Here is a 25,878-nt window from a genome sequence, read left to right as displayed (position 1 = left end):
GATGGACACCGGTTGCTTCATCCGTCCCGCGACTGAAGCGGATATCGAAGCCTTTTTTGAAATCTGCCTGAAAACTGCGAATGGCGGTCACGATGCCAGCGCTCTCTATAGTGACCCGCGTCTGCCCGGTTACATCTGGTCGGTGCCATATCTCAAGTTCGCCAAAGACTTTGCCTTTGTTCTCGTCCAGCACGACCGACCGGCCGGCTATGTCGTGGCCGCACCCGACACCAGCCGGTTCGATCAGGACTTGGCGGCAAGCTGGTGGCCGCTGGTGCGCCGAGAGGTCGCCGGACTGGCGCCGACCCGTCCGCGCGACGCCGACGTCTTGGAACGAATCCAAAATCCGCGCAGTGGAACGGTCTGGCTTCAGCACCAGTACCCGGCGCATCTCCACATCAACGTCCTTCCCGGCCTTCAGGCAAGCGGCTGGGGACGAAAGATGATCGACACCGAGCTGCAGGCACTTCGAAATCATGGGGTCACGGCCGTGCATCTCGGGGTCGACCCTGCAAACGAACGCGCCAAAGGCTTCTACCGTCACCTTGGCTTTTCCGAATTCGAACGCGATGGCGCCGTCGCCTTTGCTATGCGGATCGATCAGGGATCCCGTTGAAACCGCCGGCGCCAAACCGCTCATGACATCGGCTCCGCATTTGCAGCGTGAATCCCATATTTCAAAGCGACGGCCGCCGGCATGGCGCTCCAGCCCTGAAGCAGGGAGCCGCGTCCATAAGGCGGCGAGAAGTATTCCACTGCGCCTATCCAGCCATTGTCGAGGCAGGTTTCCCACCAGCGTGTCAATGCGTAGCGGGCGCCTCCAAGCCCGTGGCGAAGGCGTTCTTCGGCATAAGCGCCGTCCCAATAAGGCCAGTCCGAGCCGTTATGGTAGCGGTAGGGAAAAGCGGTCTTGGACCGCAAATCACTTTGCCGCTTGAATGGTGGATAGGCGCACATCACACCCCAGCTGCCATAGGGCTGTTCCTGATTGTTGCGCGTTTCAAGTCTGGTTTCGAACGCTCTCAGCAGGCCGACAGCCTTCTCCTCTGAAATAGCACTAAATCGCGATAAGGTCAGGCTGTCGAGAGCCAGATGATCCTCGACAAAAGAGCCAGGCGTTCCGTAGTCGAGATATCCTCCCGTTGCCGGGACGAAGAGCTTGGCTTCGATTTCCCGCCGAGCAAGAATTGCGGTCTTGCGCGCATGTTCGGCAAGGGTCGGATCATGCCCCTCGCCCAGTCTCGCCACCGCATCCATAGCGCCGACGAAAAGGCCGAGATCGTAGGAGACAAAGCCGTCACGGAAGACATTGTCGGCCCAATCTCGGTCGTTGCGCGGCTTCAGCGGCAGAACGCTGTCGGGACCGGCCATACTGACATAGCGATCCATGATCGCCCTCACTGTCGGCCAATGAAGCTGCACCTCGGCCGCGTCTTTCGTCACGCCGAAATAGTCATCCAGAAAAAGAATGAAGAAAAGCGGACTGTCGAAGTGGTCGCTCCACCAATCCTGCGGACGGTTATGATACTCCGGAACGGCTCTTTTATGGCTTTTGGGATTAGCCTTGCAGTCGGCGACGAAGCGCTGCCAGGCATCCGATTGCGCCGGTCCCGTCAGGATAACTCCGCTCGGGGCCTCTCCGTCGGGCTGTATTCCCTTGGCGAGCAGTCGGATCTCGTCGCGCACCGCCTCCGGAGCAATCGTCAAAAGAGGCTGCATCGTCCAATAGCCGTCGCGGTAATAGGTCCGCGCCGGAGCGCTATAGGCCTGTCCGGCGGCAAGGCCGGCGAAGGCGCCATTTTCGTCGCGCCTTATGCTGGAAAGGGCCGCATGGATCCCCTGGCTGACCATAGTGCGCATCAGCGGGTCGGCCTCAGGCATCATGTCGCAACGCGCCACATATTCCGCGGCTTGGGTCACAATGGCTTCACTGCTGAGATCGAGCGCTCTCTCGGCTTCGTCTCTCGAGGCGCCGCAGGCAATCCGCAGATCGGCATCTCGAGCTTCCACGATAAGGACGCCCCAGCCCATTTCGAAAATCTTCCGATGACCGCTGCGGAACACCTTCGCTTTCGCGTCTCGCCCATCCGGCTCGTGCCACCAGGCGCAACGGCGCGCTGGATAGACGCCCTGCAGGCTCACTCCATTGATCAGCATCACCGGCAGCGACTGCGCGACGAAAACGCCGCCCTGTTTCGAGACGAGTCGGTTCGGAGCGTAGCTATAGGGGCCGGCGATCGGAGAAAACCGCACACGCCCCAGGCTGCCGGCACCCCAAAGGGCAAGATCGGCATATCCGTCCGGATGAACATCCGCCTGGAGGCGTGGCGCCATTATAGGCAGCAAGACACCGGCGTCGGCTGAAAGCTGCCCGTTGGTCGAGGGCTTAATCATAGACAGGTCCCCGACAGCCGCATTGAGGAACCTGCAGAATGCGAAACGAAGAAACAGCTGAACCAGCCTGAGCCGGTTCCTCTTTGGGCGATCTTGGCGCGTACGCGCCGACCCAGACAATATGTACGGTGCATACTTGTCCTCGACCCTGTTTCAATCGCGCATTTGACTACGCGTTGATCCCAGCCTACAGGCGGCTCCTCTCTTGTCAAGGACGTAGACAAATTGTCGGCTTCCGTGTACTGAACTGGGCTACGGAGATGGGGATTGAGCACTAAACCCATCATTTCGCGATGGTTGAGAACCGGACCGACCTTACATTAGGGATACGCCTCGAACTAATTGGAACGCGCAGCCGGATGGCAACGACGTCGTCTATCGTACAGACTCCCATCGCACGAAAAATCTCGACCAATACGGTGATCCGGACCGTGTTAGCCAAGGGGAAGATCTCTCGCGCCGATATTGCCAAGCTGACAGGCTTGTCGAAACAGACGATTTCCGATGTCGTGCGCGATCTTGAGGATGATGGGTGGCTGAAAGCTGTCGGGCAGACCGATGGTCGTCCCGGCCGGAATGCGATCATCTATGAAATCAACGCAAGAGCGGGCCTGGCTGTCTCCATCGATCTCGGAGGCACCAAGATCGCTGCGGCTATCTGCGATCTGTTGGGTAACGTCGTTGCGGAAACCAAAGTGCCCACTGACCCACGCGGCGGACCGCATCTCGTCAACCAGTTCAGCGACCTGATCACTCAACTCGCGCTTGCGGCGGGGACGACTGCCGACAAGCTGCGTCTCGTCGTTCTCGGCAGTCCCGGCGTCCTCGATCCGGCTACCGGACATATCAACGTCGCGCCGAACATTCCCGGCGTGGACGCAATGGATCTGCGGCAAGCGTTCAGCGACAAGATGGGCATACCGGTGATCATTGAAAATGACGTCAACCTCGCCGCGCAAGGGGAGAGATGGCGGGGTCACGGCATCGAGGTCGGCAATTTCGCTTTCGTGGCGCTTGGGACGGGCGTTGGCATGGGCATTATCGCCAATGGCGCGCTGTTGCGCGGTGCCCGCGGCGCGGCCGGCGAAATCGCCTATCTTCCACTCGGCGGCGATGCTTTCGATCCAGGCGGTTTTACACTGGGAACCTTCGAGAGCGCGGTCGGCAGCGTCGCCATGCTGCGGCGCTATACCGGTTTCGGCGGGCGCAACGCCTCTACCGTGGCCGACCTCTTCGCTGCGTTCAATGCAGGCGAAACGAGCGCCATCGCCGCAATCGAAGAGACGGCGAGGCTGGTGGCGATCGCTATTGCCACCATCGGAGCAACTCTCGACCCGGAACTGGTGATCACCGGCGGCAGTATCGGTGCAAGGCCGGAGCTCGTAAACGCCATCCGCGCTTTTCTGCCGCGTTGCACCCCTTACCCGCCGCGCATCGAGATCAGCCGATTCGGCAACCGCGCCGCTCTCATGGGAGGCATGGGTATCGCCGTCGAGCGCATGCATGACGATCTGTTCGGTGTAAAATTGCAGGACGCTTGAAGATCGCAGCAGCTCGCAATCAGCCGCTGCGCCACTTGCGAAGCGCGGCAAATGCGCTAGATTTTGCGTCATGATCACAGCAACGCAGATACGCGGCGCGCGCGCCATGATCGGAATGAGCATCGAAGAGCTCGCCGCCGCAAGCGGCCTGCCGGTCGAGATCGTGACGGCTTTGGAAAAGGGCGAGTTTGAGGGTGAGCCGCATGCGTTGTTCGACGTGCGCAGCACTCTCGAAGCGCACGGCATCATCTTCCTGTCGAGCGGCAATCAGGATGAAGGCGGCCCCGGCATCCGGTTGCGGGCACGCACATCAACCGATGACGGCATCCGGCCGGAAAATCTCAATGCCGCCAATGACGACTGACCAGATTGGTCCGTCGCGTCTCGCTGTCTGATCCCTTATCGCGGGAACCACGGGTCAGAGATAGGCCTTGGCAAGGTCAGCGAGTTTGCCGCCGTCTCTCACGCCCTGTCTGTAAAGCTGAATGATAACCGCACCGATCCTCTCGGCTTCCGGCGTCGTTCTGACCAGGCCGCGTTCGTCGCAGACCTTGTCGAGCACTTGCGAAAGCAGATCGAGATCTTCCGAAAAGAGCGGTAAATCATGCGGATGAATTGATGACCGTAACATCACGCCGCACTTCCCTCCGAGGGCAAACGCCTACACGCTTGCATCGCCGGCCGCCCTCCGCAACCGGCAATGAAGTTATTATGCGTGAGGGTCCGAACTTTAGCAACTGCGCAAACTCCTGCGGAATAAAATTTCTTCCGCGCGTCTGGCGCATTTTGCAGCAGGGATCCGAATCGGCTCAGGCGTGTTGCGATTTTTCAGATTCGCCGTTCGGCTTCATCCTGATCTGGCGTTACCGCAACATTCTTCAGCCGTTGCGGCGGCCTCCAGCGGCGATGAACGGCGGATCGATGAAGCCTTCCATGATCACCTTGGCGGTCAGCTCGATCACTCGTTCCTCGGCAAGTTCGGCAAGCGCGAGGGCAACGTCGCCCTCTGGCCAGCCGGCCTTGACCGCCTCGTCCGACAGAGCTTGGAAAGCATCGGCAAGGGCCTGCCTGCAAGTTAGGTTCTGGTTCATATCCGCCATGCGCTCGCACCAGGCCATCACTGAGAGGAACAATCCTAATCTACACATATTCGCAAAAATGCGAAGCACCAAAAGGTTCTCTGAAATTTAAAAGCAGACTATCCAGCGTAGAATTCTGTATATCCTTAACAAAATGTACAAATATCAGTCCATATTATTGATGGACCCCGAAAATGGACAAGAATAAATATTTTCCAAGCACTCCCGTTAAGAGTGTATTTCATTGGATAATTTACTTCAAATGGTCAAAATCGAATTCGATACACTGATCACTTTCTCTGCCCAATGGCATAGACCCGAAGTCCGGCCGTTTTCAGCATCTTCGCGCCACCCTGTCAATTAGCTTCGGGATATTCCCGGCGCGAGCATGACCCTCAATCGCGTCGTGGTGAAGAGGATCTTAAAGCGGTTCGGCCGTTGGGCATCGGAGGATAGCGGCGAATGCCGACCGGCGTGATCACCTTATTACCATAACGGCACCACACTGGCGTCAAAGTCCGCCGTACCATTGCCTCGGCGCGTTCAATTTTTTCAGGAGGTAAAATGTCTATTGAACTGGATGCTACTACCTATGTTCACGCCAAGCCGACGACCGCTCATTCCTATATCCTGCCGGCCGTTGTCGACGTTCTTGAAAATAGTTTCCACGAGGCAAACGAAACGGCGGTCTTTGATCTCGGCTGCGGCACCGGCGGCGCTGCCTCGGTGCTTGTGGAGAAAGGCTACGATGTCGTCGGCGTCGATCCGTCGGAGGACGGCATTGCGAAAGCGAAAGCGGTCCATCCCGGTCTTCCGCTGGAAATCGGTTCCGGCTACGACGATCTTTCCAGCCGCTACGGGACCTTCGATGCGGTGATCAGCATAGAGGTCGTGGAGCATGTTTACGACCCGAAGGCTTTCTCGGCGACCATGTACGATCTGGTGAAACCGGGGGGCATCGCGGTCGTATCGACGCCTTTTCACGGTTACTGGAAAAATCTGGCTTTGGCGGTAAGCGGAAAGATGGATGATCATTTCATGCCGCTCAAGGAGCACGGCCACATCAAATTCTGGTCCCCGGGGACGCTCAGCACGCTGCTGCTCGACACAGGTTTCGAAGACGTCGACTTCGAATATGTCGGGAGAATTCCGCTTCTGGCAAAATCGATGATCGCGATCGCGCAGAAACCGCACTGACAACCCGTTCTCTACCGCAGCCAGGCACGCGCTGCACTCACCGTTAACGTGATGTTGTGACTAGGGTCTTCAAGGAGTTAAATGGTCGGGGCGACTGGACTCGAACCAGCGACCCCTTGACCCCCAGTCAAGTGCGCTACCGGGCTGCGCTACGCCCCGACCTGCCGAAACGGCTTGCATCGTTTAGTTTTTCGGCGCGTGCAATGCAAGCAGAAAAAACCTGCATCCGACAAAAAGCAAGCAGTTCGCTTGCAACGGTCAGATCGCGGCGACCTTCAGCCGACCTTCGGCGGTCTGGCGAGGCTGCCACGCCCGATAATTGGCAATCGAAAAATGCGGGGTTTCGAAAAGCGTGGCGTGGGTGTCGGTGATGACGGTGACGTCGGCGCCGGCGGCCTCCCCGGCAAGAATGCCGGCAACGGCATCTTCGAAGACCAGGCAGTTCGCGGGGTCGACCCCGAGGCGGCTTGCACCGAGCAGATAACCCTCGGGGCTCGGCTTGCCCGATTTGACCGTTTCGCCGCTGACGATCACCTTCGGCATCGGGATGCCGGCCGCTGCCATGCGGCGCTCGGCGAGTTCGATCGGCGCCGAGGTGACGATCGCCCATCTGCCGTCGGGGATGGCGTTGAGGAAGCGGACGGCATCGGGGATTTCGACGATGCCGGAGACGTCCTCCATCTCCTCGGCCAGCAGCAGATCCGCCTCGTGCACCGGATCGACATCGGGCAAGCCGAGGCCGCGGATCACGTCGGAGGCACGGATGCCGTGGATCGTTTTCAGGAAAACTTCCGGCTCAAAGCCGTGGCGTCTTGCCCATTCGCTCCAGACGCGCTCGACGACGGCAATGGAATTCAGCAGCGTTCCGTCCATATCGAAGAGGAAGGCGTCATAGGATCTGTCGAGGACGTCGTGGTGACCGGGCACGGGTGTTTCCTTGCGAGCACGAGGCAGTGGGGGCCTCTCCGGCAGGCGAGTAGCCGAGAGCAGCGACGGCGTCAACGTCAGTCGTTGACATCAGGATGCGTGACGTTGCGAACATCGGCCAGACCACGTGCGGCGTCGCGATTGCCGGTCGCAGCGGCGGCTTCGAAGATTCGCATCGCGTCATCGTACATTTTCAGATTGAGATAGCAGTAGCCGCGCAGAACCATCAGATCGATCCGCTCCTGCTGCAGCTGGGCGCGCTGATCGAGATAGATGAGGGTTTCACGGTAACGCCCCGCGTCGAAGGCCGACAAGGCGCGATCAGCGAGGATCGCCACCTGCAGTTCGGCAGCGCGCTGGCGGCTCTGCGGCGCCTTGGTTGCCGCAACGGCAGCATTGCCGGAAAGACCGGCGCGCAGATAGGCGAGGCTCTGACCATAGGCTGCGTCTTCGCGGATCTTGCGGACCGGGCTCTGCAACGCCGTCTCGAACGCCGAGACCGCCTCCATCGGCCGGTTAATATCCATCAGGCACCAGCCGCGCGACAGCGCCTCGCCGGGCCCGAGTCGTGATGCGTCGATGGTCGTCGAGCAGTCCCGCGCCTGGCGCGGACCGCGCTTGACAGTCACCGTCTGCATCGCCGGCCTTGCGGCGCGGATGGCGACTTCCGGTTCCGGCTGCTGCATAGCTTCCGGCTCGGCCGGAAGCGGCGCCATGGAAGCGGCCGAACGCTGCGGCGTCTCTACCGGCTGGCCCGGCTGCTGCGGCGCGAGCGGCGCCTTTGCGGACTGCGTATCGGCGCTCGATACCGACAAGGAAGTGTCCTGAAGATTGGCGATGCGCGCCGACCGGCCGGCCCAGCCGCGCTGGAGGTCGAGGACACCCTTGCGGTCGTTCAGCTGCTCACGCGTGACGGCAAGGCCATAGGCGGACGGTTCGTCATCCGGTTTCCAGGCAAGCGCGGTTTCGAACCAGCGCGCGGCAGTCTGGAACTGGTTGAGAGAACGGGCATACCAGCCGAACTGCTGCGCCGTCGGCACATATTTCCGGGCGATGACCTCGGCTGCGATCCGATGAAGCACGTCCTCGCTGAGATCGGCCGGCGGCTGCAGCGCCATCAGATTGGCGGTAGCGGCAAGATAGGTCGCGGTCGCATCATCGGAAACGGCGCGCCAGCGGAACATCACGTCCTCGGCTTCCTGAGGCGCCTTGCGGGCGATCAGCGCCAGCGCCAACCCCTGCGAGGCGGCCGCCGTATCCTCCCTGTCGCGGGCGGCACGAAACCACTTTTCGGCATCGGCAGGATTGTTGCGGCGAAGCTGGTGCCAGCCGAGCAGCAGCGCATCGGAGGCCAGCCCCTGGCTTTCGGCGAGCTTTTCGAGGTGAGCGATATAATTCGGCGCGATGGCGAGCTTCGGATCGTCATTGCTTTCAGCGACGAAGCGTCGGGCAAGATTATCACGAATTGCATCGAATTCCCTGCTGCCGTCGACAGCTGGCTCTTCCAGCGCCAGCAGCGCCTGCATCGGCTGGTAGTCAAGCAGCGTCGAGGCTTTTTCGACCGTCGCCTGCCGTTCGGCAGCGTCGGTGCAGTTCTTCAGGATATAGGCATAAGCATCCTGCCCGCGCTGCGGCCTCTCCGTCCGGATGAAGGCCTCGGCGACACGCCAGAGCACGTCGACCTCGCTGCAGGTGAGCAGGCTCGGCGTCGCGGCGGCGATATCGACCACGGTCGCATATTGCTTGAGGTCCGAAGCATTGATGAGGCGAGAGCGGGCTTCGGCGACACCAAGCCGCTCGAGCAGATCGGCCGGTGGCTGCCACCCGGCGTCGGCAGCCTGGCGGTCGGCGATCGCTTTGCGCAACTCCGCATAGCGGCCATCGGAATAAAGCTTCCACATAGCCTCGAGCTGCTTGTCGCCGTTTTGCGGCACGGCAAGCGGATCGGCCGGCGGAACCCAGTTTGGATAAAGCGCCTGAAGGCGGGAGATTTCAGCCTGCAGGCGCACTTTGTCGCCGCGGCTGGCAAAATAGCGAAGCGCGCTTTCATCGACGGCAGGCGGCGCGGACGCGGCGGCCCGTTGAGGCGCTGGCGGATTGGAGACGATCGGCGGTGCGACCGGAGTCGGCTCTGCAGCTGTCCGGGGGACGTCGGGTTGTGGTGCTGGCTCACCGCTGCCCGGTGCCGGTGGCGGCGACGAAGTGATCGCTTCGATCTTGTCGGCGACGGTCTCGGCATTGAATTCGGAATTGCCCGCGGGAGCGTCGTCCGGCTTGATGCGACCCATCAGCAGCAGCTCCGGCGCCGGCCTGGCTGCAGAGCCGAGGCCTAAATTTTGCTGCAGGGCGCCACGATCCTTCAGCCCGGTGATGAGGGTCGCCACCACGACTGCCGCTGAAATCGCCACGAGAGAAGATTTCACAGACACTCCGGATGCTTCTCCCCGATATAGGCCAGCCCCAGCAGTTGAAGCGTGGACGGAAAATAGAGTGTGGGTGCGAATTGCAGAGCCGAGACCGGCAGCCTGGTCCCGTCGACTACACAGGCCACAACATCGTTAACAATTCTATAACCCGGGTCCAGCAACACGGTCTTCGGCCGGCCTGTGGTCAGATCGATGGTGGCCGGAACGCCATTCTGCGACATCCCCGTTCGCAGGCGGTTCAACAGCGCCTTATCCGTGATGCCGCCGCGCGCGAGATAGAGCGGGATGCGAAGGGCATTATAGGCAAATTCGGCATCGAAACCCTCTGCCGGTCGCGGTGGGCCACTGAGACTGACCCATTCGGCAGGAAGCTTGCGCGGACCGAACTGCATCGTCTTCAACAGCGCTACGCCATCGTCCGACAGCTCTTTCCAGGCATCGGAGGGAGCAAGCGCCGTCATGACAGGCATTGCCTCGTAAATCCAGTAGGAAGGATTGACGACAGGACCGTCGTCACGATCGGCGGCTCCAAAACCTGCGCTGCCCGGCATCAGCAGGGTCCGGCCCGCCGAGCGGACGACGGCTTCGGCAAGCAGCGCCTGCGCCATGCGAGAGGCGGCGAGGATATAGTCGTTGCGCTTCCATGCGGTGCCGGCAAGCGCCAGAGCATAGGCGATCAATATGTCGCCATCCGAGGCATTATTGGTATCGGTCACGTGCGGCTTGACGTTGGGATCCCATTTCCAGACGGCCAGGCCATCGTCGCGCAACAGCAACTCGGTGCGGGTAAAATACCAGATCTGCTCGAAATCCGCGGGGCTTGCCGAGAGATAAGCGAGCAGCATGCCGTAGCCCTGCCCTTCGCTGTGGCTGATATTGCTGTTGCCGTTATCGATGATCCGGCCGCTCGCATCGAGAAACTTCGCCTTGTAGGCGGACCACGCATCGGCATTGATCATCGCCTGCTGTGCGGCGGCGGACGGGCCTGCGGGGGCGAACGCAGCCGTCGCCGCAAGCAGAAGCACGCACCACCACCTCATTTGGACCGACCCAGCGTTTTTAGCATGCGCGAGGTAGCGACGCCGATCAGCAGCACGAAGACGACGAGCAGCGAAGCATAGGAGAGGATGTTCGTCGACAACCAGTTGGCGGCGATCAAGCGGTAATTGGCGATCGACCAAGGCGTGGACGCGACGAAATCGAAGCGGGTGACGGGCACGGTATCGATCTTGCCCGTCTTGCTCGAATAGGTGGTGATATGCCCGGACATCTGCGGCCAGTTCAGCTGACCGGTCAGCACCTCGAGCCCTTCGCGCAGATCCTTCGCCGAGGGTGCTGCCACCACGGTCCACGAACCCTCTCCCAGGGGGCTGGAGCCCTGCGCAATCATGAGGGTGTCGGCGTTGGACGGGGTGAAGACCTTCTCGGCGACGGGGATGAACTGCAGCGAACTGCGGGTGATATCGAAATTGCGCCCCAGCCATTCACGGAAGGCAGTGATGCGGCTGCGCAAGATACCGCCGCCCACCTTGGAATTCCACTCCTCGAAGGCCGTGCCGGTATCGACGACGCCTGGCTGCGGGTCGGCGACGGGACGCCATGAGGCTTGGCTCGCCGCCGAGATGTTGGCCTGCGTCAGCGCGGTTGCCGGCATCTGCGAAATCGAGCCGATAAAGATGGCGTCCCGATCGCCGATCGTATTCGGCGAAGCCACGGTTTCGACGGCGATCGGATGACCGGCCATTACCGCCATCTGACCAAGGAGCGTAGCGGCGGCCGAAAGCGTATCGGCATCGACGCGATCGATGAACAGCGGCGTCGGCTCCGTCGCCCGGCTGTAGGGATAAGCCGTGCCGGACATGGCGGCCAGGTTCGGACGCTGCCCGACGCGGGCAAAATCCGGAATGTGCACTTCGGAGGTGTCGAACAGGGCAAAACGGGGACTGGCGCCGGCGGTAGCACCGGGAGCGCAAGTTGTATCGTTTTTCGTCATCAGGATCGTCTCGATCCCAATCGTATTGAGGCCGGGTTTGAAGTGGCGCATCGTCACGCGGATCGGCAGATGACGAAGAATGCCGCCGGTGGTCGAGGTAAGCGGTACGGTGGAGGCGATGTTGTCGTTGACGTAGATATCGATATGGCTGCCGGGCAGCACATTGTCGGTATAGGCGGCATCGAGCAGCACCTTCGCCTCGCCATAGGCATTGGCATAGAAGTCGGCCGGCACGGCGACATTGAAACTGGCGCGCAACCGCCGGCCGGAAAATTCCGTGGTCTTCACGCCGAGTTGGGAGAGGGCGATGCTGGTGTCGGAAAAAACCAGCGGCGCATTCGGCGCGCTCCATCGCTCGGTGGTCAGTGCATCGCGGCGGACATCTGCGGACCTGTCCGTTGGCGACACAATGGTATCGATCGCCGAGGAAACCGCTTGCCAGGAGGGACCGCTGATCAGCAGCACGGGCGAACCGCTGCGCGGATCGATCACGAAAGCGGCCAGCGGCGCGCTTTCGGCGCCGGGCGGCAGGCTGGGAAAGAACGGCCGCAGCTCCGCGGCGGTCCCGACGAGGACCCCGAGCTTGCCAGGACCGGCGGCTGCAAGGGAGGCGGTGTTGAAGGCAAATATTTGGTTCGGCATGCTGCTCAGCACCGACAAACCCTGTGCCAGCCGCAACAATGGCTTGGTCGTCCCCGGCTGCTCCAGCGCCGGGACGACGATATCGAACTCTGTCCTGCCGGCGCCATCGACGCCGATGGCGCGGATCGCGTCGGCACTCGAAAGCTCCGCGGCATTCCCGCCGGCAAAGCTCAGAAAAGTTCCGGCCGGATCGATATTCGACCATAATTCATAGGTGGACTGGATGCTGCAATCGGTGCGATGGCGTTGCTCTGCCTGGAAGGTCACGAGATTGGCGCCCGGCTGCAGCAGGCCGGAGGGAACCTCGAAAGTGACGGCGGAAGAGCCGTCCGCCGAGCCGACCCGCTGCTGACCGATCGGACGATTGTTGAGATAGACGGTCAGCGCGGAAGCTTCAGGCGCGACGACGATCGAATTCTGGTAAGCGAAGGTGAAACTTGCCTTGGCGGCCGCCTGCTCGGGCGTCAGATAGACAGACCATGACCGGCGGTCAAATTCGCCGCTGAGGCTGAATTTCGAAAAGGGCACAAGATAACGCCTGCTATCGCGGTGGCGCGGCTGCGAAGCGGCATTCGCCGCCGCGCCAGGCTGAGGCGCCGGCGTCGCCGGCTGCGGCACGGCAGTGATCGGCGCGGGAACGGGCGCGGGCGTTACGGAAATGGGTGGCGTGACAGGTACCGGCGCCGCCGCTGCGGGCGGAGCGGGCGGCGTCAATCTCGGGGCGGTGGACCCACCGGGCGGCCGCTCGCCGGACATATCGAAGGGCGCCGTCTGCGCCTGGGTGACAGCGGGGGCATGCAACAGGAGAAGCGCGGCGGCGACGATCTTTCTCATCCGGCATTGACCTTTGCCGCCCGCTGCTGCGCCTCCCGCTCCGGCCGCATGCTGCGGAAGAGGTAAACCAGGCCGCGGCTGGTCTGATAGAGCGACAGGCCGAGAAACCAGATGGTACCGCGAATGAGGCCCGGATTGCGGCGGCGCGATTCCTGGAACTGGGTCCACTGATCGGAATTGGCAAACATCAGATCGGCGATGAGGCGATGATCAAGCGCGCTTTTCGGCACGTATTGACAGCCGACATTGCTGATATCGCCTGATGGCTCGATGTTGCGGACGATCAGCGGCAGGGTTTCCAGATCTGCGCCGCTATAGGGCCGGAAGCGCATCTCGCCGGGGGCGCCGACGAGCAGCTCATCGAGATGCTTGTTGAAGATATGCAGCCTTGCACCGTGGACGGAGACGTCCTCGATCGAGGCGGCATACCACTTGCCGTTGGCGTAAAACTCGCAGCGCCGGTTGACGCGGACGCGGCGGGACAAAGCGCGCTCGCCGCGTTCCGACACGACACCAAGCGCACAGCCGGCCATGATCAGATTGATGATGTTCCACGCGCCGACGACAAGCGTGACGTCGGCCTTATAGGGCTCGGCATAAATCCTGTAGAAGGTGATGATCAGCGCGATGATCTGCACCGCAAAGATCACGAAGAAGGGACGGCTGATCTCCGACAGGCGGCTGACGGCGATCGATTCGTCCTTGGCGGTAACCTTGAAGGTCGGCTTCCTCGGATTGAGCATCACCGAGACGACGGCCGGCAGCAGATGCACCGTCTGGACATATTCGTAAAGCTCGGAAATCCAGGGCCAGCGGAAGGATCCGTAGAGGTAGTTCTGCATCATCAGATTCACGAGCATATAGGCAAGCGTATAGGCAAGGAATTCACCGCCGGAGGCCGTGAAGATTTCCAGATCGAAGAACAGGTAGAAGAGCGGCGCAAACAGGAAGATCGTGCGCGGGAACGGAAAGAGCCAGAAAAGCGTGGATGACATATAGCACAGGCGCTGCGGGATCGACAGGCCGCGCTTGAAAAGCGGGAAGCGGAAGCGCAGGATCTGCATCATGCCCTGCGCCCAGCGGCTGCGCTGGCCGATGAAGCTTGCAAAGGTGGCCGGTTGCAGCCCGGCGATCAGCGGCTTGTCGACATAGATGCTGTTCCAGCCGCTGCCATGGAGAGCCAGCGCCGTCTCGCAATCCTCGGTAATGCTAATGCCCGAAAAGCCGTTCTGGGATTCGAGCGCCTTGCGGCTCAAAACCGCGGCCGAACCGCAGAAGAAGGCGGCATTCCATTTGTCGAGGCCGCGCTGGATGATGCCGTAGAACATCTCATTCTCGCTCGGCATCTTTTCGAAAGTGCGCAGATTGCGTTCGAGCGGATCGGGATTGATGAAGAAATGCGGGGTCTGGACGAGAAAGAGCTTCGGGTCGTCTTCGAAATAGCCGACGGTCTCGATCAGGAAGTCGCGGGCCGGCGCGTGGTCCGCGTCGAAGACGGCGATGAGTTCGCCGGTCGAATGTTTCATACCATTGTTGAGATTGCCGGCCTTGGCATGCTCGTTGCGGTCGCGCGTGAGATAGGTGACGTCAAGATCCTGGCAGAGCTGCTTCAGCTCGATATGGCGGGCCGCCGCCGCCTGCGCCTCGAGCAACTTGCCGGAATTGCGCTTCTGCAGGGTGCCGCCGTCGTCGAGCAGCCAGACATGCAGCTTGTCGGCCGGATAGTCCATCGCCTTGGCGGCAGCCAGCGTGTTTCCGAGAAGGCCGGCATCCTCGTTATAGGTGGGAACGAAGACATCGACATGCGGCAAGCGACCGGGATTGGCGGCACGCGACGGGCGCGGCGGGAGCGGCGTGGCAACGATGAAAAGGCTGAGCGCCAGCATCGCGACGCTGTACATTTCGGCAAGGTAGAGCAGCAAGCCGGGAATGAAATTCTCAGGCTGATTCAGCGGCGGCAGCGTATTCGTGGTGCGCCAATAGACGTAGCGCAGCACGATCGACGTGCCGAAGGCCAGCGCCACCAGGCGCCATGTCCCCTCGCCCTTCAGAATTTTAATCAGCGCCATCACCGTGACGACCGTGATGCTGGTGATGAGCTGGGTCTGCAGATTAACCGGCAGAGTGATCAGCACGATCATACAGAGCGAAACAACGGCCCATATGAAGACACTGCGGGCTTTGCGCATCGACGTTCCTTCGAAATTGCTCCACCGGGCACCGTTCGGCCGCTGGCATTCTCGTTATCTCCGGCAGACGGCCGTCATGGCCGCGTCGCCTATGCAGTCCGGCGAGGGCACGGTGACGCCGATTGCTCTTGCCGATTGTTCCAGCGGCGCGGCCGGATCCGGCGCTGCGTTCGTCTGTGGGGCCTCGCTCGGCAGCGGCACGTGCGGCCCGATGGGCGCGGGCAAGCGCGCAGCGCCCTGCGCCGGTTGCTGGCTTGGGGCGCTGCGAACCGGAGCTGTCCGCGGCAGGCGGACTACGGCAGGCGCCGGCTCATAGCCGATCGGCATCGGGCTGGCGCGATATCCGCCCTCATCGGGGTAGATCGGTTCACCGGTACGACCGAGCGCCGCGCTGGTGGGCGGCGGGTTACCGTACGGATTCCAGGTCGGACCGTCGAAGGTGCCGGTGATGGTATAGCCGTAGACAACGCCGAGCAGCTGGCGCTCGGTCGCGCGGGCGTCACAGAGGCGCACGCGCAGCTGGATCATGCCGAAATTGCGCGCCTGGGTATTGGCGGCCGCGCTCGAGCGGATCTGCTGCCAGGCATAAATGCAGGTATCGCCGGCGCGGCTGCGGCCGGAGGCATAGCCGAAGGGGCCATAAGTGTTCTGCAGGAAGGTCGCCGATGTCGCCATCGGCACGCCGGGAGCCGAACGGGCTACCTCGCGGGCAATGCCGCTGTCGTTGATCATGCTGAAGCTGGCATTGCCCATCCCGGGATTTCTCCCGGAAGCGCCAAAGAACTCAGCTTTGATAAAATTCTGGCCGGCTACTGAAGAGGAGGTGAACAGCGAGATCGCCTGCTCGACGCCATTGCCGCGCTTGCGCTCGACGACGCTGACAATCGACGGGCCGCCCGGCGGCGGCAGGACCAGCGCCTTTTCAGGCGCCACCGTCTCCGGTCCGGAAAGCTGTCGCACACCGCCTGTCGACGTGCAGCCGGCCATCAGACCCGCCACGGCCAACAGCGATATCGTCTTCCCCAAGCGCATGTCTCGAGCCGCCGTAATGGTCTTTCCAGATATCCGTTCGCAGACCGAAACGCGACGGACCGTCGAATCAACGGCCATCCGACCGCTCGCCTGACATAAATCGCCGACATGGTTAACGAAGAGTAAAGAGCCGACCCAGATGCCACCAGACGACTCGCGTTGAACGTGATTCGGACGGTTCAACCGTATGGTGCACAAGCCACTTTAGCAACAAACAATCGGCGCGCTGGCCCCTGCCAGGACATCAAGGCGGTTGCGGAACCATGCCGTATGGCCGGCGTTGCCCTGAGGTCTAGAGTTCAAAAAGGAGAACACCCCATGCGCAAGATCATGCTGGCTACGGCCGCCATGCTGACCATCTGCTCGGCCGCCTTCGCACAGAGCACCGTGGTTGTCACCGATCCGGCACCAACCGGCTCCGTCGTCCTGCCCGGGGAGGTGCGCACCTATGTCATGGAGCAAAACACACCATCCGTCGTCTATGACGGCGAAATCACCGTTGGCGCGACGCTGCCGGATACCGTTGAAGTCCATACCGTGCCCAATGCCGATGGCTATGCCTATACGGTCGTCAACGAGCGGCGCGTGATCGTCGAGCCGAAGACGCATCGCGTGATCCAGATTCTCGAGTAGGGGATTGGGGGCTGGAGACGCGCAGTCCTGCACGACTTCACGTCCCCTCATCTCCCGCGTTCACTGGCACGTTCAAGAGTTCACGGATCTTGTGGGCGAGTTGCTCCAGGCTGAATGGCTTGGCGAGCAGCGAAACGCCATGGTCGAGCACGCCATTGTGGACAATGGCATTGCGCGTGTAACCGGTGGTGTAAAGGACCCGGATCGCCGGCCATTTTTCTTGAACGGCATCAGCAAGCTGACGTCCGCTCATCTGCGGCATAACGATATCGGTGAAGATCAGGTCGACGCCGGGATTCTCCTCCAAAAGGAGAAGCGCCTCCACGCCACTTGCCGCCTGCAACACGCTGTAGCCGAGTTCGTGGAGGCTTTCGGCGGTCATGGTGCGGACATGCTCGTCGTCCTCCACTACCAGGATAGTATCGTTGACACTTCCCTGGGGAATCGGCTGGGCGCCGGCGGCGGCCAGGCGGGCATCCGCCTTGCCGACATGACGCGGCAAATAAATCTTCACCGTCGTTCCCCGGTCGATCTCCGAATAGATCTTAATGTGGCCGCCGCTCTGTTTGATGTAGCCGTAGACTTGGCTCAGCCCGAGACCGGTTCCCTTGCCGGGTCCTTTGGTGGTGTAAAACGGCTCGAAGGCGCGGTCGATTACATCGGGCGACATGCCGGTGCCAGTGTCGGTGATGCTGATCATCACATATTGGCCCGCCTCGACCTCCGAATGCATACGCGAATATCGCTCGTCAAGTTCGGTATTGGCGGTCTCGATCGTCAGATGACCGCCACCGGGCATGGCGTCGCGCGCATTGACGGAAAGGTTCAGCATGGCGTTTTCGAGTTGGCTGAGATCGGCGAAGGTCGGCCAGAGGCCACCGGCAAGCACGGTCTCGATCCGGATATGTTCGCCGAGCGTGCGCCGCAGCAACTCCGACATGCCGCCGACCAGCTTGTTGACATCAATCACCTCGGGGGCCAGCGGCTGCTGGCGAGAGAAGGCCAGAAGCCGTGCGGTCAATACCGCGGCCCGCTGGGCTCCGTCTCTGGCATTCTGAAGGGAGTTCAGCAGGCGGGGATCCTCATGTCCGGTCATCCGCCGCTGGGCGAGATCGAGATTGCCGATGATGATCGCCAGCATATTGTTGAAATCATGGGCGACGCCGCCAGTGAGCTGACCGATCGTCTCCATCTTCTGCAATTGTCGCACCTGCGCCTGGGCGGCGGCATTCTCTTCCATCTCATGCCTGAGTTCGGCAGTGCGCTGCACCACCGTCTCTTCAAGGCGCGCGTTGAAGCTGTTGAGTTCGCTACGGAGGCGACTTTGCCTGCCATGGGCGACAATAATCGTCTCCATCAGGCCAATGATGATCACCGCATTGATGAGAAAGGTCGCAAGTCCGATCCATTGGCCGGCGCTCACCGGCCAGAAGGCATCGTCCGGTTCGACGAAAAACTGCTGGACGAGGAAACCGGCGAGCATGGCCGCCACGAGGCCCGGCCCGGCGCCGCCCATGAAACTTGCGAGCAAGACCGCCGGAAGGAAGCTCAGGAAGGGAAACCCGGAGAGATAATCACTGGCGGCAAGTCTCAGAAGAAAGGTCAGGCCGACGAAGGCAACGGCCAGCGGATAGGTATAGCCCGGCCTGTGACGCAGCCAATCCGTGGCACTCAACAAATCCATTCCACACCCCTTCCCGGCCGTCGCGAAAACGACATCCCAGCTTTTGCATATCGAATTTCGCCGGGCAATATGCTGTTTCCAAAGCGCGGCGCGATCCTCCAGATTCGCTTGCCGCGCCTTAGACTTTTATGTTTACACATATCGGCGTTTCAAAACCGCTGCAGTGTTTTGTGTGACAAGTTTTACCACCGCCGCGCGTGGCGTCTTGACGAGCTTCGCAAGCGGTCCACATAAATCTTCATGCCCGGCAGGGGAATGGGTGGACGGGATCATGAAAGACATATTCATCGTCGAGGACGATGCGCTGATCGCCATGTTGCTCGAGGACATGCTCAGCGATCTCGGCTATCGGGTTTGTGCGAGCGCACCGGATCTGGAACGGGCGCTCGCAACCGCCAGGGATGCAGAATTCGACGCTGCAATTCTCGACGTCTCCCTCGCCGGCCGGAGCTCGCTGCCGGTCGCAAAGCTTCTCGATGAACGTGGCAAGCCCTATCTCTATGCAACGGGGTATGGCAGCGCCCCGGAAGGCAGCAGCCCCAGCGCGCTCCCGGTGCTGCGAAAGCCGTTCCAGCTCAGCGAGCTCGAACAGGCGATGAGGCAGCTTTGCGAAAGCTAGAGTATCCGTTTTGATCAAGCGGCTTTTGGTGTCCATTTTTGGTTTTTCCGCAGGAGTGCGTTTGCCAGCAGGATGATCTTTCGCATGATGGCTGTGATGGCGACCTTCGGCGGCTTGCCGGCTTTGATGAGGAGGTCGTATTTGGCGCTGAGTTCCGGGTTGAAGCGGCATGCAACGAGGGCCGGCATGTAGAGTGCTTGCCGGACGATGGCTGCCCTTCCGCCGGCAATGAAAGCGCGTCCGGTCCATCGTCCGGACTGACGGGAGATCGGCGCCAGTCCCGAGAGCGCGGCTGCGGCCTTCTCGTCAAGTTCCCCCAGTTCGGGCATCTCGATGAGCAGCGTAAAGGCCGTGACCCGCGACACGCCAGGGATCGAGATGAGAATCTCGAGCCTGGCCTTCAGGGTCGCGTCTTCGGCAATGAGCGCCATGATGGCCTCGTCCACGGCCTTGATCTGGCGCTCGATCTGCCTGAGCCGGTGGGTGTTATGTCTCTTCAACAGTGGATTGGACAGGTTCTTCGCCCTGTTCTTCGCGGCGGTCCTGTCCTTGATGAGGGCCAGCCGCGCCATATGCAACTCTTTCAGATCATTGTGGATTTGCGTGTTGGCTTGCAGGATGCGCGGTTCAAGAAGCGCGCCGAAGCGGGCCAACAGTGCGGCATCGATCCTGTCTGTCTTCGCAAGCCGGCCGGTGGCCTCTGCAAAGCGCCGGGCAACGCGGGGATTGACCTTGCAGAGCTGCAATCCCTGCATCGCCATGAAGCGCTCGAAGGCCTTGTGATAGGGGCCGGTTGGCTCATAGACAATGCGCCCCGCGCCCTTTGGGCCGATCCATTTGAGAATGGCAGCAAAGCCCTTGCGGTCATTGGTAACATTCAGCGTTTGGCCGTCCGGCAGGCGGTGCAAGTCGATATGGTCTTTCGAGATGTCCGCGCCGATGGTAATATCCGTCATCTTTTCCGCCTCCTATGCTTGCCATCCGAGCCCAAAGCTCAGGTATCCGTTCAGGACGATAGGAAAAGATGGGGGCGATCAAACTCTAGCTCGGCCCGGCATTCGCAAGAACGTCGACCTGCCATTTCACGATCCGTCCCCCATCGCCGGAGAAGGATGGCCGTCCTCTCCGGCGCTTCTTTATCTCAACAAGAAGCGTGGAAATCATAAGACAAGCCTTTTCTGGTCAGCTTGAAGCATCTGCCGGAGCAGGTTTTCGTCCGGCCCACCGGCCGCACCGCTTCGCCGTGGCGAAGCGACAAGTGCGTCCGGCGATTCCAAAGTCTTGATCCAGGCAAATCTGCGGGAGGGTTGGCTGAAACGGGCCGCCTGCTCGACCGGCCGGCTTGGCCGTAGAGACGGGCTACGACACGCGCCGGCCGGTCGACCATCCGACTCCGTTTGAGCCAACAGAATGCTTCAATCTAACCCGGAAAGGCTCTCCATAATCAGCGGACCTGATCGAGCAGACGTTTGCATTCCAGGAGGTCGTAGAGCGCCTCCTGAAGCAGCGCCCTGTCTTCCTTGCCGACGCTCGATTTGCCGATCGAGACCTCCGGCTGCTCGTCGTCGCCGGCGACGAAATTGAAGAACCGGCGGGTGATCGGCGGCTTGGCGCGGCCGACAATCTGATCCTCCTCCGCCATGCCGACACGCGGTTCCCCGGCGCCCATCTCCTGCGCACCCGAGGCAAGCGCCTCGACGCTGGCGAGATCACCGTGGCCGACCGAGATGACGAACTTGTTGCCGTTGGTCTTCAGAAGCTTCTGCACGCCCTTGATCGTATAGCCGTGATCATAGAGCAAATGCCGGATGCCCTTGAGGAGGTCGACGTCCTCCGGCCGGTAGTAGCGACGGCCGCCACCTCGTTTCATCGGCTTTATCTGGGGAAACCGTGTCTCCCAAAAGCGCAGCACATGCTGCGGCAGATCAAGATCGTCTGCGACTTCGCTGATGGTGCGAAAGGCATCGGGGCTCTTGTCCAACGTCATATGCTACGCAACCTCGCAGGCTCGATCCAACAGCGACTCACCATATTTCAAAGGTTTGGCGTCGACAATTCAAGTCATGTCTCGACGTTGCGCACAGGGGATCGACCAGTGCGAGAAAAAAACACCGCTCCAAGAGGAGGAAGTCCGATCTCAGGGAGCCGAATTTTGCGGCTTCAGCTTGATCTTGCGGGCGACATGCGCCTTGAGGATGCGCGTCTTCAGCACGTTCGAAGCCTTGAAAGTCATCACCCGGCGCGGAGAGATCGGAACCTCCTCGCCGGTCTTCGGATTGCGGCCGATCCGCTCGTTCTTATCGCGAACCTGGAAGGTGGCGAAGGAGGAAAGCTTGACGGTTTCGCCACGCACAATGGCATTGCAGATTTCGTCGATGACGGTTTCCACAAGTTCAGCGGATTCGGTCCGGGAAAGACCAACCTTGCGGAAAACGGATTCCGCCAGGTCTGCTCGCGTCACTGTTTTTCCGGTCATGGTTTCCCCGCCCATTACAAAATATTTTTTGAAAGCGAACGAAGAGTATTTGTCTTGCGCCTCACGGTCAAGCTCTTGTTCGCCGCCAGTTTTTTAGGATTCGTGCTTACCAGCGCAGCAGAACAGCGCCCCAGGTGAAGCCGCCGCCCATCGCTTCGAGCATCACGAGGTCGCCCTTTTTGATCCGGCCGTCGCCGGCGGCGGTCGCAAGCGCGAGCGGGATCGAGGCGGCCGAGGTATTGCCGTGCAGGTCGACGGTGACGACGACCTTGTCCGCATCGATGTTCAGCTTCTTCGCCGAACCGTCGATGATGCGTCGATTGGCCTGGTGCGGCACCAGCCAGTCGAGGTCTTCGGCCGTTGTCCCGGTCGAATCGAAAGCGGCCTGAATGACATCGGTGATCATGCCGACGGCATATTTGAAGACTTCGCGGCCTTCCATACGCAGCTTGCCGACGCTGCCCGTCGTCGACGGTCCACCATCGACATAAAGCTTGTCCTTGTGCGAACCGTCGGAGCGCAGATGCGCGGTCAGCACGCCGCGATCGGCAGACGTGCCCTCACCTTCTGCCGCCTCGAGCACGATCGCGCCGGCGCCATCGCCGAAAAGCACGCAGGTGGTGCGATCGTTCCAGTCGAGAATGCGCGAAAAAGTCTCGGCACCGATGACGAGAACGCGCTTTGCAAGGCCGCCGCGGATATAGGCGTCGGCGGTCGTGACCGCATAGACGAAGCCGGTGCAGACGGCCTGGACGTCGAAGGCAAAGCCGTGGCTCATGCCGAGACGGTTCTGGATGTTGACCGAGGTGGCCGGAAAGGTGTTGTCCGGCGTCGAGGTGGCGCAGATGATAAGATCGATATCGGCAGGCGTCAGGCCGCCATTGGCAAGCGCCGCACGCGCGGCGGCTTCGCCAAGCGAGGCCGTCGTCTCGTCGTCGCCGGCCACGTAACGCTGGCGGATGCCGGTGCGCTGGACGATCCATTCGTCCGACGTATCGACGATAGCCTCCATATCACTGTTGGTCATCACGCGTTTCGGAAGTGCGGCTCCGAACCCGCGAACCACTGAACGGATCATATTCGATTGAACCCCATAGCTCATGCCGCTTCCGGGCCAATGGGAGGCAGCCGCTTGGCATGATATTTCTTAAGATCGTTTTCTATTTTCTGATTGAGGCCGTTCTTAGCCATGTCGTAGCCGACCTCGATGGCAGCGGCGATGCCTTCGGCATTCGCCCCGCCGTGGCTCTTGATGACGATGCCGTTCAGGCCGAGAAACACGCCGCCATTGACCTTGCTTGGGTCGAGCTTCTCACGAAGCATATCGAAGGCGCTCTTGGCGAAGAGATAGCCGATACGGGCGAGCAGTGTGCGCGACATGGCGGCACGCAGATATTCGGCGATCTGCTTTGCGGTGCCTTCGGCCGTCTTCAGCGCGATATTGCCAGAGAAGCCTTCGGTGACCACGACGTCGACCGTGCCCTTGCCGAGGTCGTTACCCTCGACGAAGCCGGAATATTCGAGCGAATCGATATTCGCCTCCCGCAACAGCCGGCCGGCCTCCTTGACCTCTTCCTGGCCTTTCACCTCTTCGACACCAACGTTCAGAAGACCGATCGTCGGGCGTTCGATCTCGAAAAGCGCGCGCGCCATGGCGCCGCCCATCAGGGCAAAATCCATCAGTTGCTGTGCATCGGCGCCGATCGTCGCACCGACATCGAGCACGATGCTCTCGCCCTTCAGCGTCGGCCAGATCGCCGCGATCGCCGGGCGCTCGATATTGGCCATCGTGCGAAGACAGAATTTCGCCATCGCCATCAGTGCGCCGGTATTGCCGGCCGAAACGGCGACATCGGCATCGCCCGTCTTCACCGCCTCGATCGAGCGCCACATGGTCGAGACATAGCGGCCGCGGCGCAGCGCCTGGCTCGGCTTCTCTTCCATGCTGACAGCAAGCTCACAGTCGTGAAAGACTGATTTTTCCTTGAGTTTCGGGAACTTGGCGAGAACGGAATCGCACTGTTCCTTAAGACCGTAGAAAACGAAGGAAATATCCGGATGCCGGTCCAGCGCCTTGGCGGCGCCGGGGATGACAACCTGGGGACCAAAGTCGCCACCCATGAGGTCGAGAGATATTCTGATCACGCGTCCCTGATCCTTCTTTTCGCCGAGGGGCGAAATTTCGGCCAAAATACCGGTTTTGGCGTCGCATACAACTGAATTATGTCAAATGCCAGAGGTGCTTCAGTCCTTTTTCCAGTCCTTGAGGACCGCGAAAGCGGAGGGCTTTTTATCGTTCTCGCCGCTATCCTCGATATGGCCCTTGAACTCGACACCCTCCTTGCGGGGATAGGGATCAATGGCGAGCGCGGCGAATTCGGCAACCACCTCGCCGGCATCGATCGTGTCGCCGACAAAGGCCTCGGGCAGGTCGGGACCGTCGGGATCGAGCAGCATCTCGCCGGCGTCGTTGCCGGGCTGGCGGGCAAGCTTGGAACCCTCGGGCACGAAGATCTGCTCGAAACTTTCGTCGATCACGGCTTCGACCGGTTCCAGCGTCACGACGCAGGACTGGACGATCTTCGCCTGTACGCGGCCCTTGACACGCACGCCGTCGCGTTTCCAGCGGGCGATCTGCAGATCGGCGCTGAGATCGTCGACGGAGACAACGCTCCAGGCCTCGGCAAGCGCCTTCAACTCGCTGGCATCGGCCTCGATATGAACCTCGACGGGATTGGCCGAGATGTGGCCGACCTTGACGCGATAGGAGAAGGGAACATCGTCCCGATCGTTCTTCATCGTTTCCTCCTTCAGGCGACCGGCGGCAGCGTTGCCGAACCGCTGGCGATCAGTTCCTCCGGAACGGCGGACAGATGGGATTCTGCGGCCATCATCCAGCTGGCCAGGCCGGACATATCCGCCGGTGTCTCGGTTTCCGGGTGGATATTGCGCATCAATGCAAGCGCCAGCGCCTCGGCGTCGCCGGCGTCCATCGCCTTCGAATAGGTTTCGAGCCGGCCATAGAACATGCCCGCGAGCTTCTTCATGCGTTTCGGCACGCTGTTGTCGCCGATGCCGAGCTCGCGGATCGAATAGTCGATGTCCTGAAAGAAGGCATCGACGATCTCCTGAGCAATCTCCTGGCCGCTGACGGCCGAGGCGCGCGTGCGGCGAAAAAACAGAATCATCACGATCGACAGCATTTCGAAGCGGCCCATGACCGTATCCGGTACATCGAGCCGCTCGTAGAGATCGGGCATGCGCGCGGCTGCGGTCAGCGTCGCATATTGCCTGTCGACGATCGCCTGATTGTTGTTTTTCTTGCGGAAGAGCCCGAGGATCATTGTTTTTTCCGGAAATGCCTCATTCTTCACGCCGGCTAGCGTCCGGCCTTGTTGCATGATTTCGAAAGCTGGTTTACCGAAGCAGGCGCGAATTGCAATGCCGTTCGTGGCCTGCTTCGGGACGACGCCTTCGAGCCGCCAGCGAAGCGAATTCGGGAAACTCGACCCGGAATGGCCACAATGGTTTTGCAGGAGGAAAGCGTGCAAGGCACAAAATGGCTGCTATCGACACCCAAGGGAGTAGATGTCGTTGAAGAAACGGTATTTCAAGTCTGACATGAAATTCTTCAGCAGCGCGGCCATTGCCTTCATAATCGCCTCCACATCAGCTCTTTCAGGCTGCCAGACCGGCACCGTGCTCAACGGCGGCTATGTCGTCGATCAGCAGTCGCTCAATCTCGTTCCGGAAGGTTCCAGCCGCGAACAGGTCCTGCTCTCGCTCGGCACGCCATCGACGACGGCGACCTTCGACGGCGAGGTCTTCTATTATATTTCACAGCGGCGCACGCGCGCCGTCGCCTTCCAGAAGCTGAAGGTCGTCGACCAGACCGTTCTGGCCATCTATTTCGACAAGGACGGCGTCGTCACCCGCCGCGCCAACTACACACTGCAGGACGGCAAGGTCTTCGATACGGTCTCGCGCGTCACGCCGACCGGCGGCAAGGAACTCACCTTCCTGCAGCAGATGCTCTCCGGCGGCAGCGCAGCAAGTGCTGCCCGCAGCCTGTTCGGCGGCGGCGCCGGCGGCACGCCGCAAAATCCGAGCAGCCTGCGCTGATCGGACAGATTTCCAACAAAAACCCGCCGGATCGCTCCGGCGGGTTTTTATATGTTCGGGGTAGCATCCGCGGCGCACCGCGGTGCTTGG

At 61.0% G+C, this 25,878-nt stretch carries 24 protein-coding genes and 1 tRNA gene; 7 read left to right on the top strand and 18 right to left on the bottom strand.

What is annotated here, in order from left to right; genetic code table 11:
- Position 1 precedes the first annotated feature (1 nt).
- The gene (locus NL154_RS06885; protein ID WP_210631653.1) at positions 2–616 is read left to right on the top strand and encodes a GNAT family N-acetyltransferase; all 615 of its coding nucleotides are present in this window, start codon (positions 2–4) and stop codon (positions 614–616) included.
- Positions 617–636: 20 nt separating this feature from the next.
- Here NL154_RS06885 and NL154_RS06880 read toward each other — a convergent pair whose 3' ends face one another.
- Positions 637–2,394 carry a glycogen debranching protein gene (locus NL154_RS06880; RefSeq protein ID WP_434733827.1) on the bottom strand — a complete coding sequence of 586 codons (1,758 nt, stop codon included), beginning with the start codon at positions 2,392–2,394 and terminating at the stop codon, positions 637–639.
- A 359-nt stretch (positions 2,395–2,753) separates the two neighbouring features.
- Here NL154_RS06880 and NL154_RS06875 point away from each other — a divergent pair, with 359 nt between their 5' ends.
- Together NL154_RS06875 and NL154_RS06870 are read left to right on the top strand one after the other, a co-directional pair.
- On the top strand, positions 2,754–3,935 hold the full coding sequence (locus NL154_RS06875) for an ROK family transcriptional regulator (protein ID WP_210628335.1): 1,182 nt from the start codon (positions 2,754–2,756) through the stop codon (positions 3,933–3,935).
- Positions 3,936–4,005: 70 nt separating this feature from the next.
- Complete coding sequence (locus tag NL154_RS06870; RefSeq protein WP_097598408.1) at positions 4,006–4,299, top strand: helix-turn-helix domain-containing protein; 294 nt, start codon at positions 4,006–4,008, stop codon at positions 4,297–4,299.
- 54 nt (positions 4,300–4,353) lie between these two features.
- Here NL154_RS06870 and NL154_RS06865 read toward each other — a convergent pair whose 3' ends face one another.
- On the bottom strand, positions 4,354–4,566 hold the full coding sequence (locus NL154_RS06865; protein ID WP_210628336.1) for a hypothetical protein: 213 nt from the start codon (positions 4,564–4,566) through the stop codon (positions 4,354–4,356).
- 247 nt (positions 4,567–4,813) lie between these two features.
- Positions 4,814–5,035, bottom strand: a complete 222-nt coding sequence (locus tag NL154_RS06860) for a hypothetical protein (protein ID WP_064806073.1) — start codon at positions 5,033–5,035, stop codon at positions 4,814–4,816.
- A 543-nt stretch (positions 5,036–5,578) separates the two neighbouring features.
- Between NL154_RS06860 and NL154_RS06855 the strand changes: the two genes are divergently transcribed.
- Positions 5,579–6,211 carry a class I SAM-dependent methyltransferase gene (locus NL154_RS06855; protein WP_221147486.1) on the top strand — a complete coding sequence of 211 codons (633 nt, stop codon included), beginning with the start codon at positions 5,579–5,581 and terminating at the stop codon, positions 6,209–6,211.
- A gap of 82 nt (positions 6,212–6,293) precedes the next feature.
- Here the strand turns inward: NL154_RS06855 and NL154_RS06850 are convergent.
- The 7 genes from NL154_RS06850 to bcsN all read right to left on the bottom strand — a co-directional run bounded on the left by NL154_RS06850 (position 6,294) and on the right by bcsN (position 16,254).
- Positions 6,294–6,370: transfer RNA gene (locus NL154_RS06850), tRNA-Pro, on the bottom strand.
- A gap of 99 nt (positions 6,371–6,469) precedes the next feature.
- A complete protein-coding gene (locus NL154_RS06845; RefSeq protein ID WP_221123466.1) occupies positions 6,470–7,138 on the bottom strand; it encodes an HAD family hydrolase in 669 nt (222 codons plus the stop codon).
- Positions 7,139–7,215: 77 nt separating this feature from the next.
- Positions 7,216–9,561 (bottom strand): cellulose synthase, encoded by a 2,346-nt coding sequence (locus NL154_RS06840; RefSeq protein WP_434733826.1) that lies wholly within the window; start codon positions 9,559–9,561, stop codon positions 7,216–7,218.
- Entirely contained in the window at positions 9,558–10,604 is a 1,047-nt protein-coding gene (locus NL154_RS06835) for a glycosyl hydrolase family 8 (RefSeq protein ID WP_434733825.1), read from the bottom strand. The genes NL154_RS06840 and NL154_RS06835 overlap by 4 nt, the downstream gene beginning before the upstream one ends.
- Complete coding sequence (locus tag NL154_RS06830; protein WP_434733824.1) at positions 10,601–13,033, bottom strand: cellulose biosynthesis cyclic di-GMP-binding regulatory protein BcsB; 2,433 nt, start codon at positions 13,031–13,033, stop codon at positions 10,601–10,603. The genes NL154_RS06835 and NL154_RS06830 overlap by 4 nt, the downstream gene beginning before the upstream one ends.
- On the bottom strand, positions 13,030–15,222 hold the full coding sequence (gene bcsA, locus NL154_RS06825) for a UDP-forming cellulose synthase catalytic subunit (protein WP_221123462.1): 2,193 nt from the start codon (positions 15,220–15,222) through the stop codon (positions 13,030–13,032). Before bcsA ends, NL154_RS06830 begins: the two co-directional genes overlap by 4 nt.
- A 54-nt stretch (positions 15,223–15,276) precedes the next feature.
- Entirely contained in the window at positions 15,277–16,254 is a 978-nt protein-coding gene (gene bcsN / locus NL154_RS06820) for a cellulose biosynthesis protein BcsN (protein ID WP_434734154.1), read from the bottom strand.
- Between the two features lie 318 nt (positions 16,255–16,572).
- On the opposite strand from bcsN, the gene NL154_RS06815 reads away from it, so the two are divergent.
- Positions 16,573–16,887 (top strand): DUF1236 domain-containing protein, encoded by a 315-nt coding sequence (locus NL154_RS06815; RefSeq protein WP_210628343.1) that lies wholly within the window; start codon positions 16,573–16,575, stop codon positions 16,885–16,887.
- Between the two features lie 37 nt (positions 16,888–16,924).
- Here NL154_RS06815 and NL154_RS06810 read toward each other — a convergent pair whose 3' ends face one another.
- The gene (locus NL154_RS06810; RefSeq protein ID WP_210628344.1) at positions 16,925–18,571 is read right to left on the bottom strand and encodes an ATP-binding protein; all 1,647 of its coding nucleotides are present in this window, start codon (positions 18,569–18,571) and stop codon (positions 16,925–16,927) included.
- Between the two features lie 271 nt (positions 18,572–18,842).
- On the opposite strand from NL154_RS06810, the gene NL154_RS06805 reads away from it, so the two are divergent.
- Positions 18,843–19,190, top strand: a complete 348-nt coding sequence (locus NL154_RS06805) for a response regulator (protein ID WP_210628345.1) — start codon at positions 18,843–18,845, stop codon at positions 19,188–19,190.
- 14 nt (positions 19,191–19,204) lie between these two features.
- On the opposite strand, the gene NL154_RS06800 is transcribed toward NL154_RS06805, so the two are convergent.
- The 7 genes from NL154_RS06800 to NL154_RS06770 all read right to left on the bottom strand — a co-directional run bounded on the left by NL154_RS06800 (position 19,205) and on the right by NL154_RS06770 (position 25,067).
- Positions 19,205–20,146, bottom strand: coding sequence for an IS110 family transposase (locus tag NL154_RS06800; protein ID WP_434733823.1), 942 nt, complete (start codon positions 20,144–20,146; stop codon positions 19,205–19,207).
- Positions 20,147–20,634: 488 nt separating this feature from the next.
- Positions 20,635–21,177, bottom strand: coding sequence for a MerR family transcriptional regulator (locus NL154_RS06795; protein WP_207608344.1), 543 nt, complete (start codon positions 21,175–21,177; stop codon positions 20,635–20,637).
- Positions 21,178–21,327: 150 nt separating this feature from the next.
- A complete protein-coding gene (locus tag NL154_RS06790) occupies positions 21,328–21,666 on the bottom strand; it encodes an integration host factor subunit alpha (RefSeq protein ID WP_434733822.1) in 339 nt (112 codons plus the stop codon).
- A 106-nt stretch (positions 21,667–21,772) separates the two neighbouring features.
- The gene (locus tag NL154_RS06785; protein ID WP_210631655.1) at positions 21,773–22,744 is read right to left on the bottom strand and encodes a beta-ketoacyl-ACP synthase III; all 972 of its coding nucleotides are present in this window, start codon (positions 22,742–22,744) and stop codon (positions 21,773–21,775) included.
- Between the two features lie 20 nt (positions 22,745–22,764).
- Positions 22,765–23,811 carry a phosphate acyltransferase PlsX gene (gene plsX / locus NL154_RS06780; RefSeq protein WP_210628347.1) on the bottom strand — a complete coding sequence of 349 codons (1,047 nt, stop codon included), beginning with the start codon at positions 23,809–23,811 and terminating at the stop codon, positions 22,765–22,767.
- 99 nt (positions 23,812–23,910) lie between these two features.
- A complete protein-coding gene (locus NL154_RS06775; protein WP_210628348.1) occupies positions 23,911–24,465 on the bottom strand; it encodes a YceD family protein in 555 nt (184 codons plus the stop codon).
- An 11-nt stretch (positions 24,466–24,476) separates the two neighbouring features.
- Positions 24,477–25,067, bottom strand: a complete 591-nt coding sequence (locus tag NL154_RS06770) for a ubiquinol-cytochrome C chaperone family protein (RefSeq protein WP_210628349.1) — start codon at positions 25,065–25,067, stop codon at positions 24,477–24,479.
- Between the two features lie 187 nt (positions 25,068–25,254).
- Between NL154_RS06770 and NL154_RS06765 the strand changes: the two genes are divergently transcribed.
- Positions 25,255–25,788 (top strand): outer membrane protein assembly factor BamE, encoded by a 534-nt coding sequence (locus NL154_RS06765; protein WP_210628350.1) that lies wholly within the window; start codon positions 25,255–25,257, stop codon positions 25,786–25,788.
- Positions 25,789–25,878 lie beyond the last annotated feature (90 nt).

Origin of the sequence: Rhizobium sp. YTUHZ044 (genome assembly GCF_051123975.1) — a bacterium.
Lineage (GTDB): Bacteria > Pseudomonadota > Alphaproteobacteria > Rhizobiales > Rhizobiaceae > Rhizobium.
This window is presented reverse-complemented; position numbering and strand designations above follow the sequence as displayed.

What these genes read in the sequence shown, in the direction of transcription:
- NL154_RS06795 (WP_207608344.1), bottom strand. Translation starts at nt 21,177, where the DNA reads ATGACGTTGGACAAGAGCCCCGATGCCTTTCGCACCATCAGCGAAGTC.
- NL154_RS06810 (WP_210628344.1), bottom strand. Translation starts at nt 18,571, where the DNA reads ATGGATTTGTTGAGTGCCACGGATTGGCTGCGTCACAGGCCGGGCTAT.
- NL154_RS06870 (WP_097598408.1), top strand. Translation starts at nt 4,006, where the DNA reads ATGATCACAGCAACGCAGATACGCGGCGCGCGCGCCATGATCGGAATG.
- NL154_RS06875 (WP_210628335.1), top strand. Translation starts at nt 2,754, where the DNA reads ATGGCAACGACGTCGTCTATCGTACAGACTCCCATCGCACGAAAAATC.
- NL154_RS06765 (WP_210628350.1), top strand. Translation starts at nt 25,255, where the DNA reads ATGTCGTTGAAGAAACGGTATTTCAAGTCTGACATGAAATTCTTCAGC.
- NL154_RS06805 (WP_210628345.1), top strand. Translation starts at nt 18,843, where the DNA reads ATGAAAGACATATTCATCGTCGAGGACGATGCGCTGATCGCCATGTTG.
- NL154_RS06800 (WP_434733823.1), bottom strand. Translation starts at nt 20,146, where the DNA reads ATGACGGATATTACCATCGGCGCGGACATCTCGAAAGACCATATCGAC.
- NL154_RS06775 (WP_210628348.1), bottom strand. Translation starts at nt 24,465, where the DNA reads ATGAAGAACGATCGGGACGATGTTCCCTTCTCCTATCGCGTCAAGGTC.
- bcsN (WP_434734154.1), bottom strand. Translation starts at nt 16,254, where the DNA reads ATGCGCTTGGGGAAGACGATATCGCTGTTGGCCGTGGCGGGTCTGATG.
- NL154_RS06880 (WP_434733827.1), bottom strand. Translation starts at nt 2,394, where the DNA reads ATGATTAAGCCCTCGACCAACGGGCAGCTTTCAGCCGACGCCGGTGTC.
- NL154_RS06885 (WP_210631653.1), top strand. Translation starts at nt 2, where the DNA reads ATGGACACCGGTTGCTTCATCCGTCCCGCGACTGAAGCGGATATCGAA.
- NL154_RS06815 (WP_210628343.1), top strand. Translation starts at nt 16,573, where the DNA reads ATGCGCAAGATCATGCTGGCTACGGCCGCCATGCTGACCATCTGCTCG.
- NL154_RS06790 (WP_434733822.1), bottom strand. Translation starts at nt 21,666, where the DNA reads ATGACCGGAAAAACAGTGACGCGAGCAGACCTGGCGGAATCCGTTTTC.
- NL154_RS06830 (WP_434733824.1), bottom strand. Translation starts at nt 13,033, where the DNA reads ATGAGAAAGATCGTCGCCGCCGCGCTTCTCCTGTTGCATGCCCCCGCT.
- bcsA (WP_221123462.1), bottom strand. Translation starts at nt 15,222, where the DNA reads ATGCGCAAAGCCCGCAGTGTCTTCATATGGGCCGTTGTTTCGCTCTGT.
- NL154_RS06785 (WP_210631655.1), bottom strand. Translation starts at nt 22,744, where the DNA reads ATGATCCGTTCAGTGGTTCGCGGGTTCGGAGCCGCACTTCCGAAACGC.
- NL154_RS06860 (WP_064806073.1), bottom strand. Translation starts at nt 5,035, where the DNA reads ATGGCGGATATGAACCAGAACCTAACTTGCAGGCAGGCCCTTGCCGAT.
- NL154_RS06770 (WP_210628349.1), bottom strand. Translation starts at nt 25,067, where the DNA reads ATGCAACAAGGCCGGACGCTAGCCGGCGTGAAGAATGAGGCATTTCCG.
- NL154_RS06835 (WP_434733825.1), bottom strand. Translation starts at nt 10,604, where the DNA reads ATGAGGTGGTGGTGCGTGCTTCTGCTTGCGGCGACGGCTGCGTTCGCC.
- NL154_RS06865 (WP_210628336.1), bottom strand. Translation starts at nt 4,566, where the DNA reads ATGTTACGGTCATCAATTCATCCGCATGATTTACCGCTCTTTTCGGAA.
- NL154_RS06855 (WP_221147486.1), top strand. Translation starts at nt 5,579, where the DNA reads ATGTCTATTGAACTGGATGCTACTACCTATGTTCACGCCAAGCCGACG.